Below are 12,150 nucleotides of genomic sequence, written 5' to 3' on the forward strand. Positions count from 1 at the left end.
CTATTTTTTAGATGTTTTTTTCTCTTCTACTTGTACTAATCTTCTTTTTTCAAATAATTTATTAATATAAAATTGTTGAGAGATAGTAAACAAGTTATTAATAAACCAGTATAGTGTTAATCCTGCAGGGAACCACAAGAAGAAGAATGTAAAAATCACAGGTAAAAATTGGAAAATTTTCTTTTGTGTTTCATCTTGCATTGTATTTGGAGTGATTTTTTGTTGTAAGAACATTGAAGCACCCATTAAAATTGGTAATACAAAAAATGGATCCATCTCTGCTAAATCGTGAATCCAGAAAATCCACTCAGCACCTTTTAATTCGATTGCATTTAATAAAACTCTATAAATTGCAAAGAATACAGGAATTTGTAAAACTAATGGTAAACATCCACCCATTGGGTTAGCCCCATGTTTTTTATATAATTCCATCATGTGCATAGATTGCTTTTGTTTATCATCTTTATATTTAACTTGAAGTTCTTTGATTTTAGGAGCTAAATCTTTTAACTTTTGCATTGATACCATACCTTTGTATGATAAAGGATAAAGTGCAAATTTAATTAATATAGTTGCAATAACAATTGTCCATCCCCAGTTACCTACATAACTTTGAATAAACTGTAAGAATAAAAACATTGGATTTGCAATAAATGTAAACCATCCATATTCAATTACATCTGTTAATTCAGGATTTAAAGCACTTAATGTTTTGTGCTCTTTAGGTCCAATATACCCACTAAAAGAAACTGCTGCATTTACTGAATGAACAAAACCTTGAGGATTTGATTCTTTATCAGGCATAATAGAAACTTGGAAAGTTTTATCAAAATTATAAACAACAGTTGTATAATATCTATCAAATGCACTTAAAAATTTAGCACCTGTATAAGTTTGTGATTTTTCACTTTTTTCATCAAGTGTTACATCTAAAGTACCATCAAGTTGTTTTACAATCACACCATGGTCAGCATACATATCTGCTAATACATTTGGTCTAAAACCTGATGTTATAAAAAATTGTTTATTGTTTGTTGTTTTAACATCTAAATCATAATGTCCATCAACATAAAATGTAAATGTTTTAGTTAAAACTGTATCATTAAGAACTTGTGTTAAGACAAGAGTTTGAGAATCTTTTGTTGCATCTACTGTAGAATAATTTGCTGTAACAGGAACAGAAAAAGCTTGATTATTTGTAGTAGCATCTGCAAATCTTACTTCTAATGGTCTAAGTTGATTTGCTTCAAAAAGTTTAATATGAGCACCCTCTTCAGTTATATATTGTTTTTCTAAAAGAGTAACTTGTGCAATTCTACCTAATTTATCAATTTGGATAATATTTTTACCAGTAGTAATAGTTGAAATTATATCATTTGCAGCAATAACTTTTGTAGATAAAGCATCAACAATATTTGAAGGAGTTGACACGTTTGATGCTGGAGTTGCTGTAGAATTACTATCTTGTGTAACTTGTGGAGCACTTTTTGCTTGTTCTGCTTTTTCTTGTGCAATTTTAGCTGCTTGAGCTTCTTTTTGTGGTTTCAAAACCAAAAATTCATAAGCTACGAAAAATACAAAAACAATCAATGTCATGATTAACATTCGTTTTTGCATACCCTGGTTATTATTTAAATTATTCATTATTCTTATTTCTCTCCCAATTCTTTACTACAAAGTATTTATTATCATCAGTCGGTATGTACCAATATTTTACTTTGATTTTTTTATGTATGATACTTTTATTTGGAATTTTACTGACTATTGGATAGTCAATTCCTCCATCAAAAAGTTGGTTACATTTTAATATTCGTGTTATTGTAAAATAAATACCCTTAAAAAAAGAGTTATTTTCCATCTGCCATAGACCATATTCTGAACAAGTTGGGTAAAATCTACAACTTCCATATGTATAGCGTGAAATAAATTTTTGATAAAACTTAATAAGATATTTAAATACAAATTTCATTTGTATAAATTTAGACGTTTAAATGCGAAGTTAAAATCTTTTTGTAAATCAGCATAGGATTTGTTTATTAACTCATCTTTTGCAACAAAAATATATTTACCAGCAATTATTTTATTTTCGTTTTCTAAAACTATAGCTCTTAGTCTTCTTCTAGCTTTACTTCTTAAAACGGCATTTCCTACTTTTTTTGAAGTAACAAAACCTATTTGTAAATTTTCACTAGACCTAAAAAAAGCGACAAAAGATGACGTATGCCATTTTTTGCCGCTTTGATATAGTTGTTTAAAATCTCTTGAGCTATTTAGTCTGTGTTCTTTGCTTAAACAGCTAATCTTTTTCTACCTTTAGCTCTTCTTCTTGCAATAACTTTTCTACCATTTTTTGTAGACATTCTAACTCTAAAACCGTGAGTTCTCTTTTTTGGCGTGTTATGCGGTTGGTATGTTCTTTTCATAGTGTCATTCCCTTTTTAAAATTCAAGTTGCGGATTATAGTTAAAGTTAACTTAAAATTTCTTTATATTAAGTCAAGTTTAAATTTTTCTAAAACTATATTTTTGCGACTACTTCATCATTTTCTACATCAAATATTACTTTACTTCCTGAGCTTATTTTATCCTCTAAAATCAAATCAGCAAGTTTATCTTCTACTATTTCATAGATTGCTCTTTTAAGTGGTCTTGCACCATATACAGGGTCAAATCCAACTTTAGCAATAAACTCTTTTGCACTTTGTGTTAACTCAATTTGAATATCTTTATCTTGTACTTTTTTCTTAATATCTTCAAACATTATTGAAACAATATTTGTAATTGAGTCTAATCCTAATTGTTCAAAAATAATTATATCATCTAATCTATTTAAAAATTCAGGTCTGAAATAATTTTTAATCTCATTAAATACTTCTTCTTTTCTTTTCTCTTTATCAGATATTTCAATAATTTTACTACTTCCAATATTTGAAGTTAAGATTATGATTGTATTTTTAAAATCAATCGTCACCCCTTTGTTATCTGTTAATCTTCCATCATCAAGTACTTGAAGCAAGATATTAAATACATCTGGATGTGCTTTTTCAATCTCATCAAATAAAATTACACTATATGGTTTTCTTCTAACTGCTTCAGTTAACTGCCCTCCTTCATCATATCCTACATATCCAGGTGCAGCACCAATCAATCTTGAAACAGCATGTTTTTCCATATATTCACTCATATCAAATCTTATAAGTGATTTTTCATCATCAAATAAAAACTTCGCTAAACTTTTTGCACTTTCTGTTTTACCAACACCTGTTGGTCCTAAGAACATAAATGAACCTATTGGTTTACTATCTTCACTTAAGCCTGCTTTGTTTCTTTTAATAGCTCGACTTATTGCTTTTAGAGCTTCATCTTGACCTTTTACATCATTTTTTAAAACATTTTCAACTTCTAAAATTCTTTGTTTTTCGCTACTAAGCATTTTCTTAACTGGAATTCCAGTCCATCTTGAAACTATACTTGCAATTGCATCTTCATCAACACTATTTCTTAATAGCGTCCCCTCTTCTTGCATTTTATTCCATTTTTCTTCATTTTCTTTTACTTGTTTTTCTAATTCTGGTATTTCCCCATACTCAATAGAAGCAGCTTCTTCAAATCTTGACTCTCTTTTTGCTGCTTGTGCTTTTGTTTTTAGTTCATCAATTTTTACTCTTAATTCTGATGCTTTATTAAATGTCTCTTTTTCATTTAAAAATCTTGTTTCTAATGCTCTTTGTTCTTCACTTAAATTGGCTAGTTCTTTTTCTATTTCATCTAATCTTTCGCTGTTCTTTTTAGATTTTTCCATCTTTAATGCTTCTTTTTCTACCATTAAAGTTTGGATTGCTCTTTTAACAGTTGATAAAACAATTGGCTCACTCTCTATTTGCATTTTAAGTTCTGCGGCTGCTTCATCTATAAGGTCAATAGCTTTATCAGGTAAAAATCTATCAGAGATATATCTATCACTTAGTTTTGCTGCTGCAACCAATGCACTATCATTAATAGTAACACTATGAAAAGTTTCAAGTTTCTCTTTTATACCTCTTAGTATCTGTAAAGCTTCATTTACCGTTGGTTCATCCACAGAAATTGGTTGAAATCTTCTTTGCATAGCTGTATCTTTCTCAAAATACTTTCTATACTCTTTTAGTGTAGTAGCACCTATTGTATGCAATTCACCACGTGCTAGGGCTGGTTTTAAAATGTTTGCAGCATCCATACTTCCTTCACTTGCACCTGCACCTATTATTGTATGAATCTCATCAATAAAAAGTATTATATTTCCAGCTTTTTTAACCTCATCAATTACAGATTTTAATCTATCTTCAAATTCACCTCTATATTTTGCACCTGCAATTAAGGCACTCATATCTAAGGTTACAACCCTTTTATTTTGTAATGAAAGAGGAACATCTTTAGCAACAATTCTTTGAGCTAGTCCTTCTGCAATAGCTGTTTTCCCTGTTCCTGGTTCTCCTAAAAGTATTGGATTGTTTTTTGTTTTTCTTATCAAAATTTGCATCATTCTTTGGATTTGCTCATCCCTTCCTATTACGGGATCTAGTTTTCCATCGATTGCTTGTTTATTTAAATCTATTCCATATTTTTCTATAGCTTCTAAGTTTTCATCTCCTGAAGCAGAGTCAATTACACTTCCACCTCTTATAGCTTCAAGTTCTTTTTTTGCTTCTCTTAAATCTATGTATTTACCTAATACATCTTTAAATACCTTTGTATCAAAATTCGCAATTAGCCATGAATCAATTGCAATAAATTTATCTCCAAGTGTTGCCATTTGACCTTCAGCTTTTTGTAATGAATCTATAAAACTTCTACTTAGTTTTATATTCTCTTTTGTAACTGTTGATACACTTGGTAAAGATGAAGCGTATGATTTTGCTTCTAGTACTATTGCTGTTTTGTCTATATTCATTTTATTTAATAATTGGTTTAGTACTGAGTTTGTATTTGTTAATAATGCCCAAAGCATATGTATAACTTCAACTTCTTGATTTTTATTATGTAAGGCTAAAGCTACAGACGAATCTATACTTTCTGCCATTTGGTTTGTTAGTTTTTCAAAAATTTTATTCATATTAGCACTCCTTAAGTTAAACTGCTAATTAATTATAGCACCTTGAGTGTAGTTTTGTCAAGTAGTATTTTTTATTTTCTTTGATTTATATTATACTATAATTAGTAAAAGAAAAGGAAATAGATGTTTTGTGGTATTGATGAAGCTGGACGTGGACCTTTAGCTGGTCCTTTATGTGTTGCAGGAGTTGTTTTAAAAAATTCAATAATTGGATTAAATGATTCTAAAAAACTTAGTGAAAAAAAAAGAGAAAAACTATTTGATGAAATAATTTCTAACTCTTTTTATCATATTGTATTTACTGATGCAAAAACTTTAGATGAACAAGGACTTTCACTTTGTTTGAAAAATTCAATAGAAGAAATTATGCAAAACGTTAAAGCAAATGAATATCTAATGGATGGAAACACCTCTTTTGGAATAGAAGATTTAAAACATGAAATAAAAGCAGATGCAAATTATGAGCAAGTTAGTGCTGCATCAATTTTGGCAAAGGTTAGTCGAGATAGATATATGGTAGATATTTCACAAAAATATCCAAACTATTTATTTGAAAAACACAAAGGCTATGGTACAAAAGTACATATTGATTTGATAAAAGAGTTCGGTAGATGCGAAGAACATAGATATAGCTTTAAAACTAAAGGTATTGATTACTAAAAAAAGTGCTATAATTTCAAAAAAATTATAGTAGGTTATATGACTGCACCTTATGATTTAAAACAACTTGAATTAACACAAGTTGGTAATAATATATTTTCACCAAAACATTGGCTTGATACAATAGTTCCAGATAGTATGAAAATATTTCCAAATCCATATTATGAAGCACCTTTTATATATGAGAATATTAATTTTGATTTTTCATATATGAAAAGCTTCATAAAAAATCACGAAGAAGAATCAAAAAAAATTGGTATTATTAGTACAGATGATGGAGTAATACTTCCTAAAAAAAATACAGATATTAGAAATACTTACAATATTATTCCAAATGATACATTTCTAAAAGAGTATAATAGATTTTTTGAATCTCAAAAAAGTAAAATTGAAGAGTTTTTTAATGTATCTCTTATACAATCCATTGAACCTCAAATACTTATTTATAAAGATGGTTGTTTTTATAAAAGGCACTCTGATAATTGTAGTGAAATAGTTGACTTAAATAAAAATATCGTTGAGTTCAAACCAGTTGCTCCTGCTAGAATTATTACTACAGTTTTATTTATAACAACACAAGTAAAAGAACCAAAAGATGAGTTTGAATTTAGTGGAGGAGATTTAGTTTTTGATTTCTTATTTGATGATAAATTTAAAAAGATATCAATAAAACCAAAAGAGGGAGATTTTATTACTTTTTTAAGTAATCCATATTTTTCTCATAGCGTAAAAAAAGTAAAAACTGGAATGAGAATATCTATTGTACAGTGGCACAATGCCATTGTACATTAATCCTTTGGAAGGTTTTTTAGATTTTTTAAATATTTATATTTATCAGCTTTTGTATAAAGAATCTTTATATCTTTAACATCCCTTTTAGATGTTGATTCATACTCAATATAATATTCACCGTGCATACAAGTAAAAATAACTGAAGTTTTTGAAACTTCAGTTTGAACACAACTTTGCAAATCCTCTGAAGAGAATAACGAACTAATTAATAGTGTAATTAAAATAATATATCTCATTTTGAAACTTCTCCTATATGTTTTTCTATGGATTGTATTTTTGATTTTAGCCTATTATCATGACCTTTTCTAATATCGAAGGTCAATGTTGAATAAACCCTATTACATCCATTTGATTCTAAAACCTTATAACACTCTTCTACGAGCTTTAAAGCTTGACCTATCTCTTCTGTTTCAATAATTGTTCCCATTGAGGTCAGTTGATAGGTATGCCCACTTTGCCTTATGAGATCAATTACTTGTGCCACATATTCACCTTTACTCTCACCTTGATCCGTTGGAAACATCGCCATTTCTAATAAAACGCTCATCTATTTCTCCTATTTAACTTTTTCTACTTTATTTTTACCACTATTTTTTGCTGCGTATAAACCGTTATCAGCTCTTGATATTATTTTATCAATTGTATCATCTTCTTTAAACTCTGTTACACCAAAACTTGCAGTTACTGGTTCTTTTACTAAATTATTTAATCCTAAATCATTTTCAAAACTTTGTTTTAGTTTTTGGGCAACTTTAAAACTTTGTTCTAAATTTGAATCATTTAGTAAAATCAAAAACTCCTCACCACCCCATCTAGATATACTATCACAATCTCTAATTTGTAAATTCAAAATTGCTGCAATTCTTTTTAAAACATTGTCACCAACCAAATGTCCATAATTGTCATTTATCATTTTAAAATTATCTATATCAAAAAATATAATTGACCGTGGAGTTTTGTCTCTTTTAAAAAGTTTCAAGGATTTTTCAAAATATTCATTAAAATTTCTTCTATTTGAAAGCTGTGTTAAACTATCGTGGGAAGCAAGTTTTTCTAGTTTTTTATTATAGTTTTTGATTGTATATAAAATTATTAATATAATAATTGCTGTTACAAATAAAGATATTAAAAGATTGGTATAAAAAGTTTTTTCTAACTCTTTAGTAAATTTATCTACTTCAGCTTCAACAAACAAATAAAGCTTTAATTCTTTTATATATTTGGTATTTAAAATATAAGCTTTCCCATTTTTTTCATATTCAATTAGATTTGAATTATCAACAAGGGCACCTTTTTTTATAAGATTTAATTCCTTTATATTTTTAACCTTTCCTATATCATCATTCTCTTTTTCTGAAAGAATTATATTTCCTTCTTTGTCAGTGAAAAATACATTGAAATTATATTTAGCTCTAAAATGTTTCAACATCTCATTTATATATGATATTTTAATACCTATTCCAGTAGCTCCTAAATAGTGAAAGTCATCATCAAAAATTTTGTAATTTATAAACATAATTAAAGAGTTTCCTAAAAATTTATTAAAATCCAAATTTATCTCATAACTATCTTGAATATCTTTAAACTTAAAGTACCAAGCATTATTTGGATTATCCTCTTTAACTTTTTCCAATAAACCTTTAGAAGTATAATAGTTACCAGTTTTTTCAGAAACTAAAAAAGTGCTAAAAACACTATATCTATTTTTAATACTCTCTAAATATCTACTTATCTTTTTAATATCTGTTTCACTATTTATTATCCAATCTTTTAAAAAAGTATCATTTGACATCATTGATGAGACTAAGGTAGGTTCTATTAGATTTCGTTGTACTTCAGTATAAATATTATCAATAGATAGGGGTAAAGAACGTTCTTTTAACTCTTTTTGGGTTTCATCTAATGACTTCATATAATTTAAAATAGAAGAACCAACTGAAAATGTTAACAATAAAAATGTAACAATTATTACCACATAATTTTTAAAATTCATATTTTCTCCTATATTAACTTATTTCAAGTGGCAAAGATATCATAAAATTTGCACCTTTATATTTTATACCATCAAATTCAATATCTTCATTTTTAACTTTTATAAAACCTTCTAAATGCTTTGTAACAATTTCTTGGGTCATATAAAGTCCAATTCCTGTCCCTTGTGATCTATGTTTAGTAGTAAAATATGGCTCAAATACTTTTTGAATAATATTATCATTTATTCCACCTGCATTATCAGTTATACTAATTACTACATTATCATACTTAGTAAATATACTTACAAAAATTAGTTTTTTTGATACATTATTTTTAACTAATGTATCATATGCGTTATTAAAAATATTCATTAAACATTGTATAAGCTCATTTTCTAACGTCACACAATATAAATCTTCACAATTCTCAATTATCTCTATTTCTAGACTATCAAACTTTGACTTTAATAATTTTATAGTATTTTCATAAACAGTTTTAATATTACATCTTGTTTTAACTTTATCTTTAACAAAATACATTCTAAAATCTTCTATTGTATTAGATAGATACTTTGTATTATTTAAAATATTATCTAATCCCTCTTCTAGTTTTTTTGCATCTAACAATTGAAATTCATTTTCCAATTTAAGTCCACTTGCACTAGTTGAAATAGCAGATAGAGGTTGTCTCCACTGGTGAGCAATATTCTCTATCATTTCACCCATTGCTGCCATTTTTGATTGATTAAATAAAAGCTGTGCTTGTTCTTCAATTTTTTTATCTTTTTCGTATTTTTCAGTTATATCTTGCAATGTTCCTATTACAATAGTATTATTCTTTTCTATAAATACTTCACTTTGATTATTTACCCATTTGATTTTCTTTTTAACTACAAGTCTATGAACAATTTCATAGGAAAGTTTTTCTTTAATTAATTTTTCAAATACATCATTTACTCTATTTTTATCATCCCTATAAACAAATGATAAAAATAGTTTATATGAAGGTTTTTTAATATTTTTATCAATTTCTAAAATCTCATAAATTTCATCAGAAAAAATTATTTCATTGGTGCTAAAATCATAACTCCAAGAACCTATTTTTGAGATTTTTTGTGCTTTTTTTAAATTTTCTTGACTTTGAATCAATCTTTTTTTATCTTTCCCAATTCTTCTTTGAATTTTATAAAAAATAATTGTTGAAATAAAAATCATAACTATTGAAAATATTAATCCCCAAAATAATGAATTTTTAATTAAAGCTTCTAAATAGTCAATTGATTCTTTATTTAATTTTTCTATTTCAGGAGTTAAATCATCTGAATAAAAACCACAAGCAATAATCCAATTCCACTGTTTATTAAGAAAAAAATATGTATATTTTTCTTTATGTTCTTTTTCTCCAGCCTTCTTATACCAATATTTTACAAAGCCTTCTCCCTTTTCTCTTAAAAGTTTTAAAGCTTCTTTTCTATAATAATTTCCTTTTGAATCTGTAACATCATCACTTATTGCTTTTCCAATTAAATCTTTTCTATTATTGTTTACAATCATAGTAGAAAAGTTTTTACCGCCATTTATATTATGAACATCATAAATAAAAATATATTTATCTAAATCACTATTTTCTCCAATTTTCATAATAAACTCATTTTTTAATTCATTTATAGTATCTTCAACATATTCTCCTGTTCCTATAAATATATCCAATGGCTCAAAATATGTAACAGCAACAATTCTTAAAAACTTTTTGCTTTGATTATTTGCTTTATAAGAATTATATTTAATAAAACTAATTTTTTCTTTTTTGATATTTTTTTTATCTTCAATAGAAATATCAAAATTATTTAAATTGATATTTTTATTTGAACTATTATTTACTAAAAAATAGTAACCTCTGTTTTTATTATAAGTTAACAAAGATAGACTTTTTATTAAAATTTTTGTTATTTCTTTTTTTGATAAATTTTTATTTTCTTTGAAAATATTTTTTGAAATTTTTATTGATATATTTATTTTTTCTTTTAACTGTTCTTTTATTTTAGATTCTATTTTATTATTTTCTATTTTGATAGCACTATTTAGGTATTGTACTTTGTTATAAACTGACTTTTTTTCTCTTTCAAAAAATTCAATTTGTTTATTTTTTATTTGATTTTCTAACTGCTTCTTTGTAATATGAATATTGTATATAGTTATACTTATGATTAAAAAAATAATTATTAATATTGGTAAAAAAATTATTTCAAAAACATAATTATTCTGTTTTTTCATGTTATCCCCTAATTAGGTTTAATGTTACAAAAAATAACAGAAAAAATAACTTAATTTTAATTTTTAAAAACAATTATTTAAATAAAATATTAAACAATATTTCAATTCAATTTTGCTATATTTGGGTTATATTTTATTAAAAGGATTTACATGCAAATAGAAATGTCACCTGAAGTTGTTTTATCACAATTGGGTTATTCAAAAAGTGAAAGTGCACTAAAACAAGCTGAAGTTATGATAGAAAATACAAAGGATTTTGATAAATTTGCAAAACATATTATAAGCTTAAATGATCACCTAAAAAAAATGAATGCTTACGTTGGATTTTCAAACAAAACTGAATATTTAAAAATCAAATGTGATGAAAATGATTCAAGTGAAATTCTTGAAGAATTTCACCGAGAAGTTTCACATTGGGCAAATAAATATGGGGTAAAAATTGAACAAATAAGTGAAAGACCTATTTATTATATTTTAGGAACTGAAAACTAAAATATTTTTCTATAAGTATGACAATATGGCACCTTTTGGTGTCTGTCATAATAATCTTGATGATACTCTTCCGCTTCATAAAATGTTGAAACTTCCCTAAGAGTTGTTGCTACTTTATATCCTTTATTTTCCAATTCATCAATAAGCTCTAAAGATATGTTTTTTTGTTCTTCATCTTTATAAAATATTGCAGATAAATATTGGCTTCCAATATCTGGACCTTGTCCATTTGTTTGTGTAAAGTCATGTATTTCAAAAAAGAGTTTTGCTAGGTCTTTAAAAGAGATTTTTTTCTTATCATATTCAACTTTTACAACTTCTAAATGTCCTGTAGTTCCTGTACAAACACTTCTATAATCAGGGTGAAGGGTATCTCCTCCCATATATCCTGAAACTGCGCTATAAACACCTTCTAAATGGTCAAAATGATACTCTACTCCCCAAAAACAACCAGCTGCAAAATAACATAAGTCTTCGTCAGCATCCTTTTTATTTATATAATCAAAGTTTACAGATATGGAGTTAACACAATGTCTTGTATTTTTTTCTGTAAAGCCTTCTCCTTCAAAAACATGACCTAAGTGTCCACCACAATTTATACACACTATTTCTACTCTTCGTCCATCTGCATCAGGAACTCTTTTTACTGTTCCCAAGTCATCATCAAAACTTGGCCATCCACAACCCGAGTTAAATTTACTACTTGAAGAATACAACTTAGTATCACACTTCTTGCACTTATAAGTACCCTCTGCATAAAAATCATAATATTTGCCAGAAAAAGGTCTTTCAGTTCCTTTATTTTCTATTACTCTTATCTCTTCTTCATTTAGTTTATTGAATGGCATTTAAACTCCTATAGTTTATT

General features: G+C 26.7%; 13 protein-coding genes. 3 read left to right on the forward strand and 10 right to left on the reverse strand.

What is annotated here, in order from left to right:
• From yidC to ACQY5W_RS05850, 5 genes are all read right to left on the reverse strand, one after another.
• The gene (yidC, locus tag ACQY5W_RS05830) at positions 1-1,644 is read right to left on the reverse strand and encodes a membrane protein insertase YidC (RefSeq protein WP_428024016.1); all 1,644 of its coding nucleotides are present in this window, start codon (positions 1,642-1,644) and stop codon (positions 1-3) included.
• The gene (gene yidD / locus ACQY5W_RS05835; protein WP_428024017.1) at positions 1,637-1,969 is read right to left on the reverse strand and encodes a membrane protein insertion efficiency factor YidD; all 333 of its coding nucleotides are present in this window, start codon (positions 1,967-1,969) and stop codon (positions 1,637-1,639) included. The genes yidC and yidD overlap by 8 nt, the downstream gene beginning before the upstream one ends.
• A complete protein-coding gene (gene rnpA, locus ACQY5W_RS05840) occupies positions 1,966-2,301 on the reverse strand; it encodes a ribonuclease P protein component (protein WP_428024145.1) in 336 nt (111 codons plus the stop codon). Before rnpA ends, yidD begins: the two co-directional genes overlap by 4 nt.
• Positions 2,289-2,423 (reverse strand): 50S ribosomal protein L34, encoded by a 135-nt coding sequence (rpmH, locus tag ACQY5W_RS05845; RefSeq protein ID WP_013136169.1) that lies wholly within the window; start codon positions 2,421-2,423, stop codon positions 2,289-2,291. Before rpmH ends, rnpA begins: the two co-directional genes overlap by 13 nt.
• A gap of 94 nt (positions 2,424-2,517) precedes the next feature.
• The gene (locus tag ACQY5W_RS05850) at positions 2,518-5,091 is read right to left on the reverse strand and encodes an ATP-dependent Clp protease ATP-binding subunit (RefSeq protein ID WP_428024018.1); all 2,574 of its coding nucleotides are present in this window, start codon (positions 5,089-5,091) and stop codon (positions 2,518-2,520) included.
• A gap of 123 nt (positions 5,092-5,214) precedes the next feature.
• Between ACQY5W_RS05850 and ACQY5W_RS05855 the strand changes: the two genes are divergently transcribed.
• Together ACQY5W_RS05855 and ACQY5W_RS05860 are read left to right on the forward strand one after the other, a co-directional pair.
• Positions 5,215-5,751: a ribonuclease HII gene (locus ACQY5W_RS05855; protein ID WP_428024019.1), complete on the forward strand. Its 537-nt coding sequence runs from the start codon at positions 5,215-5,217 to the stop codon at positions 5,749-5,751.
• Between the two features lie 39 nt (positions 5,752-5,790).
• Positions 5,791-6,543 carry a 2OG-Fe(II) oxygenase gene (locus ACQY5W_RS05860; protein ID WP_428024020.1) on the forward strand — a complete coding sequence of 251 codons (753 nt, stop codon included), beginning with the start codon at positions 5,791-5,793 and terminating at the stop codon, positions 6,541-6,543.
• Here ACQY5W_RS05860 and ACQY5W_RS05865 read toward each other — a convergent pair.
• From ACQY5W_RS05865 to ACQY5W_RS05880, 4 genes are read right to left on the reverse strand one after another with little or no spacing between them, the layout of a single operon-like run.
• Positions 6,540-6,779 carry a hypothetical protein gene (locus ACQY5W_RS05865; RefSeq protein WP_428024021.1) on the reverse strand — a complete coding sequence of 80 codons (240 nt, stop codon included), beginning with the start codon at positions 6,777-6,779 and terminating at the stop codon, positions 6,540-6,542. The two genes, ACQY5W_RS05860 and ACQY5W_RS05865, sit on opposite strands and share 4 nt — an antisense overlap.
• Positions 6,776-7,090, reverse strand: a complete 315-nt coding sequence (locus tag ACQY5W_RS05870; RefSeq protein ID WP_428024022.1) for an MTH1187 family thiamine-binding protein — start codon at positions 7,088-7,090, stop codon at positions 6,776-6,778. Before ACQY5W_RS05870 ends, ACQY5W_RS05865 begins: the two co-directional genes overlap by 4 nt.
• Before the next feature lie 9 nt (positions 7,091-7,099).
• Positions 7,100-8,536 (reverse strand): sensor domain-containing diguanylate cyclase, encoded by a 1,437-nt coding sequence (locus tag ACQY5W_RS05875; protein ID WP_428024023.1) that lies wholly within the window; start codon positions 8,534-8,536, stop codon positions 7,100-7,102.
• Between the two features lie 13 nt (positions 8,537-8,549).
• Entirely contained in the window at positions 8,550-10,790 is a 2,241-nt protein-coding gene (locus tag ACQY5W_RS05880; protein WP_428024024.1) for a cache domain-containing protein, read from the reverse strand.
• Between the two features lie 150 nt (positions 10,791-10,940).
• On the opposite strand from ACQY5W_RS05880, the gene ACQY5W_RS05885 reads away from it, so the two are divergent.
• Complete coding sequence (locus ACQY5W_RS05885; RefSeq protein ID WP_428024025.1) at positions 10,941-11,282, forward strand: hypothetical protein; 342 nt, start codon at positions 10,941-10,943, stop codon at positions 11,280-11,282.
• On the opposite strand, the gene ACQY5W_RS05890 is transcribed toward ACQY5W_RS05885, so the two are convergent.
• The gene (locus ACQY5W_RS05890; RefSeq protein ID WP_428024026.1) at positions 11,279-12,130 is read right to left on the reverse strand and encodes a bifunctional methionine sulfoxide reductase B/A protein; all 852 of its coding nucleotides are present in this window, start codon (positions 12,128-12,130) and stop codon (positions 11,279-11,281) included. The genes ACQY5W_RS05885 and ACQY5W_RS05890 overlap by 4 nt on opposite strands.
• Positions 12,131-12,150 lie beyond the last annotated feature (20 nt).

It is taken from the genome of Arcobacter sp., from assembly GCF_050300555.1.
Taxonomy (GTDB): domain Bacteria; phylum Campylobacterota; class Campylobacteria; order Campylobacterales; family Arcobacteraceae; genus Arcobacter.